We start from the raw sequence: 13,999 nt of genomic DNA on the forward strand, positions 1-13,999 counted from the left end.
GTGCGCCGGTCGCGGTGGAAACTGCGGCGGGCAGAATGCCCATTGGAGAACAAGCCGCGATGCGTGATCAGGCCAGTGGCCCGCGCGTTTTGCTCAAACGGCTCCGCGAGCTCATGCAGGAGCCGCTGGAGCCGCAGGAGCGGCTTGACCGGATTGTGCGCGACATCGCCTCCAACATGGTCGCGGAAGTCTGCTCGCTCTATGTGCTGCGTGCCGATTCGGTGCTCGAACTCTACGCCACCGAAGGCCTGAACCCGAACGCCGTCCATTTGGCGCAGTTGCGGCTGGGCCAAGGCCTGGTCGGCACCATCGCCGCCAGCGCGCGGCCGCTCAACCTGTCCAATGCGCAGGAACACCCTGCCTTCGCCTACCTGCCGGAGACCGGGGAAGAGATCTACAACTCGTTCCTGGGCGTGCCGGTGCTGCGGGCAGGGCGCACGCTGGGCGTGCTGGTGGTGCAGAACAAGACCATGCGCCACTACCGCGACGACGAGGTCGAGGCGCTGGAAACCACGGCGATGGTGATCGCCGAGATGATCGCCACAGGCGATCTGGCGCGGCTGACCCGGCCCGGCCTCGAACTCGATCTGCGCCGTCCTGTCAGCTTCACCGGCCTGTCCTTCAATGAAGGCGTCGGGCTTGGCCATGTCGTGCTGCACGAGCCGCGCATCGTCGTCACCAATCTGTTCAACGAGGACAGCGAGGAAGAGGTTCGCCGGTTGGAGACCTCACTCAGCTCGCTCAGGCTGTCCATCGACGACATGCTGGAACGCCGCGACGTCGCCTTCGAGGGCGAGCATCGCCAGGTGCTGGAAGCCTATCGCATGTTCGCCAACGATCGCGGCTGGGTGCGACGGCTGGAAGAGGCGATCCGCAACGGCCTGACGGCCGAAGCGGCGGTGGAAAAGGTGCAGAGCGACATGCGCGCCCGCATGCTGCACATGACCGATCCCTATCTGCGCGAGCGGATGAGCGATTTCGACGACCTCGCCAACCGCCTGCTGCGCCAGCTGATGGGGCGCGGGCCGGAAGATGTCGCGGCATCGCTGCCTAAGGACGCCATCATCGTCGCCCGTTCGATGGGGGCTGCCGAACTGCTCGATTATCCCCGCGACAAGATGCGCGGGCTGGTGCTCGAGGACGGTGCAGCGACCAGCCACGTCGTCATCGTCGCGCGTGCCATGGGCATCCCCGTCGCCGGCCAGATGAAGGGCGCTGTTTCCATGGCGGAAAACGGCGATGCCATCATCGTCGACGGCGAGGAGGGCGTGATCCATTTGCGGCCGCAGCCAGATCTCGAGGCCGCTTATGCCGAAAAAGTGCGTTTCAGGGCGCGCCGGCAAGAGGTCTACCGCGAACTGCGCAAGAAGCCGTCGACGACCAGGGATGGTGTACAGGTCGATTTGCTGATGAATGCCGGTCTCGCCGTCGACCTGCCGCAGCTTGCCGAAGCGGGCGCGGCCGGCATCGGTCTGTTCCGCACCGAATTGCAATTCATGGTCGCTTCCACCTTTCCCCGGGCCGAGGCCCAGGAAAAGCTCTACCGCGACGTGCTCGAAGCGGCGCGCGGCAAGCCCGTCACCTTCCGCACCATCGACATTGGCGGCGACAAGGTGCTGCCCTATTTCAAGGGCGCGATCCAGGAAGAGAACCCGGCGCTTGGCTGGCGGGCGATCCGCCTGACGCTCGACCGGCCGGGCCTGCTACGCACCCAGATACGCGCTTTGCTCAAGGCCAGCGGCGGGCGCGAATTGAAGCTGATGCTGCCGATGGTGACCGAACTCGGCGAGATCGCCCAGGCACGCGAGATCATCGACCGCGAGGTGCGGCATTTGTCGCGCTTTGCCCATCATTTGCCGACCAGCCTGAAGCTGGGGGCGATGCTTGAAGTGCCATCGCTGCTGTTCCAACTCGATGAATTGATGAAAGCGGTCGATTTCGTCTCGGTCGGTTCGAACGATTTGTTCCAGTTCGTCATGGCCGTCGACCGCGGCAACACGCAACTGGCCAACCGCTTCGACACGCTGTCGGCACCCTTCTTGCGCGTCCTCAAGCAGATCGCCGATGCCGGCGTCCGCAATCACACGCCGGTGACGCTGTGCGGCGAACTCGCCGGCAAGCCGATCTCGGCGATGGCGTTGATCGGCCTTGGTTTCCGCTCGATCTCGATGTCGCCGGCCTCGATCGGGCCGGTCAAGGCGATGCTGACGGAACTGCCGCTGGACGAATTGAAGGCGTTTTTCGACGACAATCTGATGGCTCCGGCACAGGGCCTGCCGATGCGGGCGCTGCTGCAGGCCTTTGCCGACGACCGTTCGATCCCGTTATAGCAGCCTCATCATGGTCAATTTGCCCCGCGATCGTATGGATCAAGTCGTCAAGCGTTTCGAGATGCTCGAAGCGCAGATGTCGGCCGGCCCGGCGCCGGACGCCTATGTGCGGATGGCGTCCGAATATGCCGAAATCCAGGACATGGTGGCCAAGGTCAGGGCGCTGCGCGCGGCCGAGCATGAACAGGCCGACCTCGAAGCCATGCTTGCCGACAGGGGCACCGACGCCGAGATGCGGGCGCTGGCCGAGGCCGAGCTGCCAGGGGTCGAGGACCGCATCGAGGCGCTGCAGAAGGACATTCAGATCCTGCTGTTGCCCAGGGATGCCGCCGACGACAAGAACGCCATTCTCGAAATCCGCGCCGGCACCGGCGGCGATGAGGCCGCGCTTTTCGCCGGCGACCTGTTTCGCATGTACGAACGCTACGCCGCCGAACGCGGCTGGCGTTTCGAGACCGCCTCGGCCAGCGATGGCGACGCCGGCGGCTACAAGGAAATCATCGCCACGGTGTCGGGCAAGGGCGTCTTTGCGCATCTGAAATTCGAATCCGGCGTGCACCGCGTACAGCGCGTGCCGGCGACCGAGGCCAGCGGGCGCATCCACACGTCGGCGGCAACCGTCGCGGTGCTGCCCGAAGCCGAAGAGGTCGACATCGACATCAGGGCCGAAGATATCCGCATCGACACGATGCGCGCCTCGGGTTCGGGCGGCCAGCACGTCAACACCACCGATTCGGCGGTCCGCATCACCCATCTGCCGACCGGCATCATGGTCGTGCAGGCTGAGAAATCGCAGCACCAGAACCGCGCCAAGGCGATGCAGATCCTGCGCGCCCGCCTCTATGATCTCGAACGCGGCAAGGCTGACGAGGAGCGCTCCGAATCGCGCAAGTCACAGGTCGGCTCCGGTGACCGCTCGGAACGCATCCGCACCTATAATTTCCCGCAAGGGCGCGTCACCGACCATCGCATCAATTTGACGCTCTACAAGCTCGACCGGGTGATGATGGGCGAACTCGACGAGATCATCAACGCGCTGATCGCCGATCATCAGTCCAAGCTGCTCGCCGACATCGGCATCGATGACTGACCTGCCCAACGCGCTCGGGCCGCTGCTGCGGGAAGCGCGGGCTCGGCTCGGCAGCACCGTCGACGACCCGGCGCTCGATGCGAGGCTGATCGTCGAGCATTTTTCGGGCACGACGCGCACGCAAGCCATTGCGGACCCCGAACGCAGGGTCGGCGCCGGCGCTGTTGCCGAAATCGATGCCGCGTTGAGACGCCGCGCCGGCGGCGAACCTGTGCATCGCATCCTCGGCTATCGTGAATTCTACGGTTTGCGCCTGTCGCTGTCGCCGGAAACGCTGGAACCGCGGCCGGATACCGAAACGCTGGTCGAGGCGATATTGCCCTTCGTCAAGGCGGTTGCGACGCAGGAAGGCGAGTGTCGCATCCTCGATCTTGGCACCGGCACCGGCGCCATTGCGCTGGCGCTGCTCAGCGTCGTGCCGACGGCTAATGCCACCGGCGTCGATCTGTCCGCGGGTGCGCTGGCGACGGCGGCCCGCAATGCCGGGCAACTTGGCCTTGCGGGCCGGTTCACGGCGCTGCAGTCGGACTGGTTCGAAAAAGTTTCCGGCCGGTACCATGTAATTGTCGCAAACCCTCCCTATATATCTTCCGAAGACATTGGAAATCTGCAGGACGAAGTCCGCAATTTCGACCCGCGCCTAGCCCTGGATGGCGGCGCGGACGGTCTGAACCCCTACAGAACCATCGCTGCGGAAGCGGCAAGGTTTTTGGAAATTGAAGGCAGAATTGCGGTCGAGATCGGCCATACGCAACGCAACGAGGTCTGCGAGATATTCACTGCAGCCGGCTACGTGCCGGGCAGTGTTTTCCGTGACCTCGGTGGAAACGACAGGGTTATTGTCTTTGAAAGGATAAAGCCTTGACGCAGTGCAAAAAAGCGCTTGGCAATGCCGGGGAATGCGGCTAGGGTCGCCTTAACCGGATGAGACGAAGCAGGCAGTGCTCTTAGCGATTCGGTTTTCCTTGGAAATAGCTGCCTTCTTGCGCAAACGATGCCCAAGCTTCGTGCGGGAATCGTCCGGCAAGTGATGTAACCGGAACAGGATGACACGTGGCGCCAACGCAATCGATGCGGGCGAACGCCGGTGAAGAGACGAAACGGCTGGCTGCATGAGCGCCTCCGTTCGTGAAGAGTTTTTCGAAAATTTCAAAATGAAGAGAGTTTGATGAGGCCACAACAGCAGAACAGGCGCATGCGCGGTCGCAACAACAATGGCGGCGGCGGTGGTAACAATAACAACAATAACAACAACAACCGCAAGGGGCCTAATCCCCTGACGCGCAACTACGAGAGCAATGGCCCGGACGTGAAGATCCGCGGTTCGGCTCAGCAGATCGCCGAAAAATACGCCACCCTTGCCCGTGATTCACACAGCTCCGGCGACCGGGTCATGGCGGAGAACTATCTCCAGCACGCCGAGCATTACAATCGCATCATCGCGGCCGCACAGGCGCAGATGCCAATCCAGAACACGCAGCAGAATCGCGATGATTTCGACGATGACGGCGATGAGGACCGCGACGATTTCGACAATAGCGGCAACAACAGCAACGCTGCTTCCGACGTCCAGATCCCGGTGGTCAACCATGGCGCCGGCCCGCAGCCGGTTATCGAAGGTACGCCGGCCGAGGTCGCGCTGAACCGGGAAGGTGGCCGCGAGGCCCGCGATAACAATGGCGGGCGCAACAATGGCGGCCGCGACAACAATGGCGGGCGCCATCGTGATCGCCGCCCCAATGGCGGCTATGGCCAGAACGGCCAGCGCGACTTTTCATCGTCCGCCGAGCAAGGTGGTCAGCCCCAGGGCAACGAGACCCCGATCCAGGGCGAAGCCGTTTCGCCGGCCGAATCTGTGACGCCGGCCGAACCGGCTCCGTCGTTCGAGAACCTTTCCCCGGCAGGTCTTGCCGCCCAGGCCGAACTCAACGAGGCGGCCGCCGAAAGCGGTGCTGCCCGTCGTCCGCGTCGTCCGCGCCGCCCGCGCGTCAACGCCGATCAGGTTGATGGCGGTAGTGACAATGCCAATTCCGGGACCGACGCCGGCGAGGTGGCTGCGGCCCCGGCCGACAGCGGCAACGCCCAACCGGTCAATGTCGATATCGACAACTGACCCAACGGCATTTCAAGGCATTGAGCGGCGGAGAGAAATCTCCGCCGTTTTCGTTTGGGCGGCCGTGCAATATTATGTGGTTGCCGATATCGGGACGTCTTGAGGGTTCAGGGCCTGTGCACCATATCAGCCTCAACTGGACCCGGCTCGAATGAGCGGGTCCGTCACCGCAATCGGATCCGGTGCCGCAAAGCGGGCCGGTGATGGAAGGAGACAGATATGAACCTTGAGAAATACTCAGAGCGCGTGCGCGGCTTTATCCAGTCCGCGCAGACCATGGCGCTTTCCCGCAACCACCAGCAATTCACCCCTGAACATATCCTGAAAGTGCTCGTCGACGACGACGAGGGCTTGGCCGCGTCGCTGATCGAACGCGCCGGCGGCAACGTCCGCGACGTCAAGCTTGGCGTCGAGACGGCGCTCGAAGCGATGCCCAAGGTCGAGGGCGGCAATGGCCAGCTCTATCTGGCCCAGCCGCTGGCGAAAGTGTTTTCGACCGCCGAGGAACTGGCCAAGAAAGCCGGCGACAGTTTTGTCACGGTCGAGCGGCTCTTGCAGGCGCTCGCCATGGAAAAGTCGGCCAAGACCGCCGACATATTGGCCAAGGCCGGCGTCACCGCGCAGGCGCTCAACCAGGTCATCAACGATGTCCGCAAGGGCCGCACCGCCGATTCGGCGAGTGCCGAACAGGGCTACGACGCGCTGAAGAAGTACGCGCGCGACCTGACTGCGGATGCCCGTGCCGGCAAGCTGGACCCCGTGATCGGCCGTGACGACGAGATCCGCCGCACCATCCAGGTGCTGTCGCGCCGCACCAAGAACAATCCGGTGCTGATCGGCGAACCCGGCGTCGGCAAGACGGCGATCGCCGAAGGCCTGGCACTGCGCATCGTCAATGGCGACGTACCGGAATCGCTGAAGGACAAGCAGCTGATGGCGCTCGACATGGGCGCGCTGATTGCCGGCGCCAAATATCGCGGCGAGTTCGAGGAGCGGCTGAAGGCCGTGCTCTCCGAAGTCACCTCGGCCAGCGGCAACATCATCCTGTTCATCGACGAGATGCACACGCTGGTCGGCGCCGGCAAGGCGGATGGCGCCATGGATGCGTCCAACCTGTTGAAGCCGGCGCTGGCGCGCGGCGAACTGCACTGCGTCGGCGCCACCACGCTCGACGAGTATCGCAAGCATGTCGAGAAGGATGCAGCCCTTGCCCGGCGCTTCCAGCCGGTTTTCGTCGACGAGCCGACGGTGGAAGACACCGTTTCGATCCTGCGCGGCCTGAAGGAGAAATACGAGCAGCACCACAAGGTGCGCATTTCGGATTCAGCGCTGGTGGCGGCGGCGACGCTGTCCAACCGCTACATCGCCGATCGCTTCCTGCCGGACAAGGCGATCGACCTGGTCGACGAAGCCGCATCGCGGCTGCGCATGCAGGTCGATTCCAAGCCCGAGGCGCTGGACGAGATCGATCGCCGCATCATGCAGCTCAAGATCGAGCGCGAGGCGCTGAAGGTCGAGACGGACGATGCTTCGAAGGACCGGCTCGCCCGCCTGGAAAAGGAACTCGTCGGCCTTGAGGAGGAATCGACCGAGATCACCGCCAAGTGGCAGGCCGAGAAGCAGAAGCTCGGGCTCGCCGCCGACCTGAAGAAGCAGCTCGACGAGGCGCGCAACGACCTTGCCATTGCCCAGCGCAAGGGTGAATTCCAGCGCGCCGGCGAGCTTGCCTATGGCAAGATTCCGGAACTGGAAAAGAAGCTGAAGGAGGCCGAGGCCCAGGACGGCAAAGCCGGCATGGTCGAAGAGGTGGTTACCCCCGACCACGTCGCCCATATCGTCTCGCGCTGGACCGGCATTCCGGTCGACAAGATGCTGCAGGGCGAGCGCGACAAGCTGCTGCGCATGGAAGACGAGATCGGCAAGCGCGTCGTTGGCCAGGGCGAGGCGGTGCAAGCTGTGTCGAAAGCGGTGCGCCGCGCCCGCGCGGGCCTGCAGGATCCGAACCGGCCGATCGGCTCGTTCATGTTCCTCGGACCGACGGGTGTCGGCAAGACCGAGTTGACCAAGGCGCTGGCGAGCTTCCTGTTCGACGACGAGAGCGCCATGGTGCGCATCGATATGTCGGAGTTCATGGAAAAGCACTCGGTCGCCCGGCTGATCGGCGCGCCTCCCGGCTATGTCGGCTATGAGGAAGGCGGCGCGCTGACCGAAGCGGTGCGGCGCCGGCCCTATCAGGTCGTGCTGTTCGACGAGATCGAGAAGGCGCATCCGGATGTGTTCAACGTGCTGTTGCAGGTGCTCGACGACGGCCGCCTGACCGACGGCCAGGGCCGCACGGTCGACTTCCGCAACACGCTGATCATCATGACGTCGAACCTCGGCGCCGAATATCTCGTCAACCTCACCGAGGACCAGGATGTCGATCTGGTGCGCGACGAGGTGATGAACGTCGTCAGGGCATCGTTCCGGCCGGAGTTCCTCAACCGCGTCGATGAGGTGATCCTGTTCCACCGGCTGCGCCGGCAGGATATGGGCCGCATCGTCGAGATCCAGCTGAAGCGGCTCGAGAGCCTGCTTGTCGACCGCAAGATCACGCTATCGCTGGACCAGGAGGCGGTGGATTGGCTGGCGGCCAAGGGCTACGACCCGGCCTATGGCGCGCGACCGCTGAAGCGGGTGATGCAGAAGGAATTGCAGGACCCACTGGCGGAGAAGATCCTGCTCGGCGACATCCTCGACGGCTCGACCGTCAAGGTGACAGCCGGTTCCGACCGGCTGAATTTCCGCTCCAAACCGACGATCGTCGCGGCGGAAGCGGCAGCCTGATCCTGCGCCGCGCGTCCTTCCTGGACGCGCGGCGTTTTCATATAAAACGTGGGGCGGGGATGACACTGGACGACTATAACAGCTTCTGCGACTCGCTGCCTTCGACGACCCATGTCGTCCAGTGGGGTGGCGCCCATGTTTGGAAGGTGGGGGCCAAGGTCTTCGCGATCGGCGGCTGGGACGATGGCCAGCAGCTCTTCGTCACCTTCAAATGTTCCGATATCGCCTATGATGTGCTCAAGGAACAGCCGGGGCTACGGCCCGCACCCTATCTTGCCTCGCGCGGCATGACATGGATCCAGCGTCGGACAAGCCAGAGCATGGATGATGCCGCGCTGAAGGACTATCTGCGCGAGAGCCATCGCCTTGTCGCCCTGAAGCTTACCAGGCAGGCGCGCAAGGAATTGGGACTTGCCGAAAGCTAGCCTATATTCCTTGAGGCGCCGGAAAACCGCCATCTTCATGCCCGGTTCATGTTGGAACCATAGGATGGTGTAACTGGTTTGCTGGCGAAGGGGTTCGCCAGAAGACAATGCCGGCGGCGGCAAATTTACGGACCGGAGAATTTGGCCACCATGTTCCGCACGATCTTTGCCCTCTCGGCGCTAGCCGCCGGGCTTGTGTCTTCCGGGGCGTTCGCCGCGCCGACGACGGACAATGCGCCAAGGGTTGTCCGCGCTGCCGATACCGGGGGCATCCTTGTCGCCCAGGACGGCAATCTCGACATCTACTACGACGCCAGGGGCAACCGCGTGATCGTCGATGCCGATACTGGCAAGGTCATCGCCATCCAGCCGCCGCAGACCCGGCTCGATCGCCGCGCCTTGCGCCGCGAGACACGACTGCGCGAACTGGGCCGCGCCCCCGAAGGCGACGACCGCTACTATCTCGACGATCCGGAAGACATGGCGCGGTTCCGGCGCAAGCAGTTGGAAGAGGAAGGCCGCGTTATCCCGCCGCCGGCGGATGAGTACGATCCCTATGGGGACAATTCCGTCGAAGCCTACCCGCCAGCGCCGCAGGACGATGGCAATTACGACGACAATTATCCCGACGCGCCGCAGCCGGCTAAGCCGGGTACAATCAAGCGCCAGCCGCTGAACGAGGCCGCGATAGACCCTGCCCAGCCGACGACACCCGCCGATCAGGCGGCTCTGCCGCCAAAGGCCGGCGACAAGACCACCGTTGCCCCGGCACTTTCGCTGGGAGCGCGCCAGGATGTCGCCGCCCTTCAGGTGCTGCTCGACCGGGGTGGCGCTTCGCCTGGCGTCATCGACGGGCGTTTCGGTTCGAATGTCGACAAGGCGCTCGCCGCCTACAACCAGATTACCGGCGCCAATCTGCGATCGACCGACGCGGTCGCCATCCAGGCGGCACTTGCGCAATCCGGCGGCGATGCTTTCGCCAATTACACGATCACAGCGGAGGACGCGGCCGGTCCTTATGTCGCGTCGATCCCGGAAGACTACAGCCAGAAGGCGCAACTCGACCGCATGGGCTATACGTCGGTGACCGAGGCGCTCGCGGAGCGCTTTCACATGGACGAGAATTATCTCAAGGCGCTCAACCCGGAGGTCGATTTCAATCGTCCCGGCACGATCATCAAGGTCGCCAATTTCGGCAGGCTGGTTTCGACGCCGGTGGCGCGTATCGTCGCCGACAAGGACAAGAAAGAGGTTTTCGCCTATGACGCCGGCGGCAAACTGGTCGCCGCCTATCCCGCAACCATCGGCTCGTCGGATACGCCGTCACCGTCCGGCATACACACGGTGTCGCGCGTGGCGCTCGATCCGAACTACACCTACAATCCCAGCATCAATTTCAAGCAGGGTCAAAACGACAAGGTCCTGACCATTCCGCCGGGCCCGAACGGTCCCGTCGGTTCGGTCTGGATCGCCCTGGATAAGCCGACCTACGGCATCCACGGCACGCCCGATCCGTCGAAGATCGGCAAGACCGAGAGCCATGGCTGCGTACGCCTGACCAACTGGGATGCGCGGGAGCTGGCCAAATTGGTTTCGCCGGGCGTGACGGTGGAGTTTGTCGGCGGGCCCTCAGCCGATAACCTTGCGCAGCAGTGAACCGCGAAGCGCGGCGGCATAGACCAACTGCACGATCAGGATGAAGCCGACGCTGAGCAAGGGACTGACAAGCGAGAGTGCGGCGCCGGCCGCCCACAGGATCTGTGCCTTGATGATGCGCAGATAGACCGTGCGTTTGGTTTCCGCATCGACATCCTCTGCTACGAAGCCGCTTTTCTCCGCATAACGCCAGCTCGCGAATAGCGTGACGCCGAGCGCCAGCAGATTGAGCCAGTAGACCAGCACCGCGGTTCTGAACTCGAGGAAGTCGGCCAGAAGGTCGGTCGAGAAGGGCAGCAAGGCGATGAAGGCGAGAAAGCAAAGGTTCAGCGTGGCAAGCCGTCGATCGGATTTGGCGATCCGACCATGCTGCGCCTGCTGGCCAAACCAGAAGATGGTCAGCGTCAGGAAGCTCAAGGCGTAGGTCAGGAAACGCGGCGCCAGGTCGGCGATCGCGGCGAGCAGGTCGCGTTCGGAATGGATCGCCTCGTGCGCCGGCACCCTGATTTCGAGAACGATCAGGGTGAGCGCGATGGCGAATACGCCGTCGGTGATCCCGACGATACGGCCGCGTCCCTCAGCCGATGCTTCAAGTGGCCGCTTCATCGATGTTTCCCCATCGGCACCTTCCGGAAACCTAGCATGGTTGCCGCCATTTGCACCTGACAGGGTGCGACCCTGGCCAAACGGCTGGTTTCAGCGACAGCAAGCCACTGGCTGGTTGTTGCCGGTGCGCTGGGGGTTTAAGCAAGGTTTCATGCATTCACCAAGTGAAGCCGCCGCCGTCCCGCTGACCAATCCGGTCACGAATGGAACGTTTTGTCCGCAGTCGCGGCGACGATTTGTGCTGGTCGCGGCAATTCTGGCCTCGGCGCTTGGCTTCATAGACGGCTCCATCCTGGCCATCGCTACACCAGCGATCCGCGTCAATCTCGGCGCAAGCCTTGCCGAGGCGCAGTGGATTTCCAATGCCTATGCGTTGACGCTGTCGGCGCTGATCCTGGCCGGGGGCGCTGCCGGCGACCGATTCGGTCTGCGCCGCGCCTTCGTGGCCGGCATCGCGCTGTTCATCCTCGCTTCGCTTGCCTGTGCGCTGGCGCCGAATGCAATTGTGCTGATCGCATTTCGCGCGTTGCAAGGCATCGGTGCGGCAATCATGGTGCCTGGCAGCCTCGCCATCATCGCCAAGGCCTACCCGAAGAAAGAACGCGGCCGCGCGATCGGCATCTGGGCGGCGGCTTCGGCGCTGACCACGGCACTTGGCCCGGTGTTCGGCGGCTTCGTGCTGTCGGCCTTCGGTGACGGCATCTGGCGGGCGATCTTCGCCATCAACCTGCCGCTGGGCTTGATTTCGATCTGGCTTCTGCTGGCCAAGGTTCCGGCCGATGCGCCGACGGAGAAACGCAGCCTGGATCTCGGCGGTGCAGCGCTCGCGACATTGGCTTTCGGTGCGCTTGCCTATGGGCTGACCTCGATGAGCGCCAGCGGCGGGGGCCTCATGGCAGGGCCGAGCATTGCCGCGGGCGTCGTATTGCTGGCTGTCTTCATCGTCTTCGAGCTTCGGCAGGGCGAGCCGATGATCGACCTCAGCCTGTTTCGCGTCGGTGCTTTCGCCGGCGCCAATGTGGCGACGTTCTTCCTCTATTTTGCGCTGTCGGCCAACCTTTTCTATCTGCCAATGCTGCTGATCGCCGGCTGGGGGCTGAGCACGGCCGAGGTCGGCTTCATCTTCCTGCCCTTGTCGGCATCGATCGCGCTTTTGTCGGGACCTGTCGGCAAGCTGTCGGACCGGATCGGACCGCGTTTTCCGATCGCCTGCGGCAGCCTGGTCGTGGCTTTTGCGTTTGCCGGGCTGGCCTTGCTCACCTACGCCGGCATCCACAATTTCTGGACCGGAACATTCCCGCTGATGGGGCTGATGGGGCTCGGCATGGCTCTGGTCGTGTCGCCCTTGTCGACCGCGATCATGACGGCGGTGGAGGACAAGGACACGGGGGCGGCCTCCGGCATCAACAATGCCGTCTCACGCATCGGCGGTCTGATCGCGGTGGCGGCGATGGGCTCGCTTGCCGCGTGGGTCTACGCGAATGCACTGGACGCGAGCGCAACGTCCGGCATCCCGGGATTTGGTGAACCGGCGCCAGCCGGGCTTGCCCCGGCCATCGATGCGACAAGGCTCGCCGCCAGCGACGCCGCGTTTGCCGCGGTTTCTTCGGTGACCGCGCTGCTTTGCCTGCTTGCGGCTGTCATCGCATGGACGACCATTCCCGGTGATCGATTGCCATGGCCGCGAAAGGCCGAAGATACGCCAGGCTGAAGCCGATCAACCGTCGATCTTGGCGCTCGCAACCTTCAGCGAATCGCTGTCTTCCTGCTTCAACAGTTCGTCGATGCGTTCGCGTTCGCGCTTGAAGGCGACGAGGTCATCGCCCTTCAGCACCTTGCCGACCGGCAGGCGGACACGCATCGGATCGACCTTGGTGCCGTTGACGATCAGCTCGTAGTGAAGATGCGGGCCGGTGGCGAGGCCGGTTTGGCCGAGGAAGCCGATGGTCTGGCCCTGGCGGACGTGCACGCCCGGTTCGATGCCTTTGGCAAAGGCGCTCTGGTGATTGTATGAGGTTTCGTAGCCATTGGCGTGGCGGATGATGATCTGCTTGCCGTAACCGCCGGCCCAGCCGACCTTCTCGACCGTGCCGTTGCCGGCGGCGATGATCGGCGTGCCGATGGGGGCTGCCCAGTCGACGCCGGTGTGCATGCGGACATAGCCGAGGATCGGATGCCTGCGGGCGCCGAACCCGGAGCGGAATTTCCCGGCGGGCAAGGGATTGCGCAACAGGAACTGCTCGGCACTCGAACCGTCCTCATCGAAATAGTCGGTGCCGCCGTCCTGCATCTGGAAGCGGTAGAAGTTGCGGGTCTGGCCGCCGAACGTCGCCGAGACGTAGAGAAGCTCGGAGCTGTCCGAGGTCTGATCGTCGCCGTCGGGCTGCGAGAACAGGACTTCGATGCGGTCGGCGGGGCTGAGGCGAGACTGGAAGTCGACATCGGACGCCAGCAGCTTGATCAACCGCTGCGTCATCGCCTTGGACATGCCGTAGGAGTAGGCGGCGCGATAGATGCCGTCATAGACGTTGGGCAGGTTGCCGCGCACCACCACCGGCGCCGACGAATCATCGAAGGCCGTCAGCAATTCGGGGTTCGGATCCGGTTCCTGCGCCGGCACATACTGGCCGCGATCGTTGAGCGCGATGGTGACGATGTGCTGGGTCCGGTCGTAGACGCTGGTGCGCACGACCTTGGCGGCATCGCCGTGAACCTCGAGGCCGACGCGCAGCACGGTTCCAGCCTTGAGCGCCGTCGCATTGAGCAACTTGGCGATGGCTTCGGCCATTCCGGTGGCGTCTTCCCCTGTGTAGCCCGAATCAGCAAAAGCCTCGGTGACGTCGAGATCCTTGGTGAAGGGGATGATTTCCTCGGCGAAAGCCGGCGCCTGGTCGTCAACGGTGGCTCGCGGCGCCACCGAGACGTTTTCCGGCACGATCTTGACGTCGTAGGA

Annotated in this window: 10 protein-coding genes (1 of these 10 cut by a window edge); 8 read left to right on the forward strand and 2 right to left on the reverse strand. The window is 63.7% G+C overall.

What is annotated here, in order from left to right; genetic code table 11:
• Positions 1-59 precede the first annotated feature (59 nt).
• From ptsP to M729_RS0127960, 7 genes are all read left to right on the forward strand, one after another.
• Positions 60-2,330: a phosphoenolpyruvate--protein phosphotransferase gene (gene ptsP, locus M729_RS0127930; protein WP_013529460.1), complete on the forward strand. Its 2,271-nt coding sequence runs from the start codon at positions 60-62 to the stop codon at positions 2,328-2,330.
• Between the two features lie 10 nt (positions 2,331-2,340).
• Positions 2,341-3,420: a peptide chain release factor 1 gene (gene prfA, locus M729_RS0127935; protein WP_013529461.1), complete on the forward strand. Its 1,080-nt coding sequence runs from the start codon at positions 2,341-2,343 to the stop codon at positions 3,418-3,420.
• The gene (gene prmC, locus M729_RS0127940) at positions 3,413-4,285 is read left to right on the forward strand and encodes a peptide chain release factor N(5)-glutamine methyltransferase (protein ID WP_027163520.1); all 873 of its coding nucleotides are present in this window, start codon (positions 3,413-3,415) and stop codon (positions 4,283-4,285) included. The genes prfA and prmC overlap by 8 nt, the downstream gene beginning before the upstream one ends.
• Before the next feature lie 303 nt (positions 4,286-4,588).
• A complete protein-coding gene (locus M729_RS0127945; protein ID WP_027163521.1) occupies positions 4,589-5,533 on the forward strand; it encodes a DUF4167 domain-containing protein in 945 nt (314 codons plus the stop codon).
• A 219-nt stretch (positions 5,534-5,752) separates the two neighbouring features.
• Entirely contained in the window at positions 5,753-8,359 is a 2,607-nt protein-coding gene (gene clpB / locus M729_RS0127950; RefSeq protein ID WP_013529464.1) for an ATP-dependent chaperone ClpB, read from the forward strand.
• Between the two features lie 59 nt (positions 8,360-8,418).
• A complete protein-coding gene (locus tag M729_RS0127955) occupies positions 8,419-8,784 on the forward strand; it encodes an MmcQ/YjbR family DNA-binding protein (protein WP_013529465.1) in 366 nt (121 codons plus the stop codon).
• A gap of 150 nt (positions 8,785-8,934) precedes the next feature.
• Positions 8,935-10,440 (forward strand): L,D-transpeptidase family protein, encoded by a 1,506-nt coding sequence (locus M729_RS0127960; RefSeq protein WP_027163522.1) that lies wholly within the window; start codon positions 8,935-8,937, stop codon positions 10,438-10,440.
• Here M729_RS0127960 and M729_RS0127965 read toward each other — a convergent pair.
• The gene (locus M729_RS0127965; RefSeq protein ID WP_027163523.1) at positions 10,414-11,046 is read right to left on the reverse strand and encodes a TMEM175 family protein; all 633 of its coding nucleotides are present in this window, start codon (positions 11,044-11,046) and stop codon (positions 10,414-10,416) included. The genes M729_RS0127960 and M729_RS0127965 overlap by 27 nt on opposite strands.
• Before the next feature lie 151 nt (positions 11,047-11,197).
• Here M729_RS0127965 and M729_RS0127970 point away from each other — a divergent pair, with 151 nt between their 5' ends.
• Positions 11,198-12,757, forward strand: coding sequence for an MFS transporter (locus M729_RS0127970; RefSeq protein WP_027163524.1), 1,560 nt, complete (start codon positions 11,198-11,200; stop codon positions 12,755-12,757).
• A gap of 6 nt (positions 12,758-12,763) precedes the next feature.
• Here M729_RS0127970 and M729_RS0127975 read toward each other — a convergent pair whose 3' ends face one another.
• Positions 12,764-13,999, reverse strand: the 3' portion of a protein-coding gene (locus M729_RS0127975) for a M23 family metallopeptidase (RefSeq protein WP_027163525.1). Its footprint extends 732 nt past the window's final position; only the last 1,236 of its 1,968 coding nucleotides appear in the window; its start codon lies beyond the right edge, outside the window; the stop codon is at positions 12,764-12,766.

This window comes from Mesorhizobium sp. WSM1293, assembly GCF_000513875.1.
Lineage (GTDB): Bacteria > Pseudomonadota > Alphaproteobacteria > Rhizobiales > Rhizobiaceae > Mesorhizobium > Mesorhizobium ciceri.

Excerpts from the sequence above, each read along its gene's own strand:
- ptsP (WP_013529460.1), top strand. The coding sequence starts at position 60 with ATGCGTGATCAGGCCAGTGGCCCGCGCGTTTTGCTCAAACGGCTCCGC.
- prfA (WP_013529461.1), top strand. The coding sequence starts at position 2,341 with ATGGTCAATTTGCCCCGCGATCGTATGGATCAAGTCGTCAAGCGTTTC.
- prmC (WP_027163520.1), top strand. The coding sequence starts at position 3,413 with ATGACTGACCTGCCCAACGCGCTCGGGCCGCTGCTGCGGGAAGCGCGG.
- M729_RS0127945 (WP_027163521.1), top strand. The coding sequence starts at position 4,589 with ATGAGGCCACAACAGCAGAACAGGCGCATGCGCGGTCGCAACAACAAT.
- clpB (WP_013529464.1), top strand. The coding sequence starts at position 5,753 with ATGAACCTTGAGAAATACTCAGAGCGCGTGCGCGGCTTTATCCAGTCC.
- M729_RS0127955 (WP_013529465.1), top strand. The coding sequence starts at position 8,419 with ATGACACTGGACGACTATAACAGCTTCTGCGACTCGCTGCCTTCGACG.
- M729_RS0127960 (WP_027163522.1), top strand. The coding sequence starts at position 8,935 with ATGTTCCGCACGATCTTTGCCCTCTCGGCGCTAGCCGCCGGGCTTGTG.
- M729_RS0127965 (WP_027163523.1), bottom strand. The coding sequence starts at position 11,046 with ATGAAGCGGCCACTTGAAGCATCGGCTGAGGGACGCGGCCGTATCGTC.
- M729_RS0127970 (WP_027163524.1), top strand. The coding sequence starts at position 11,198 with ATGCATTCACCAAGTGAAGCCGCCGCCGTCCCGCTGACCAATCCGGTC.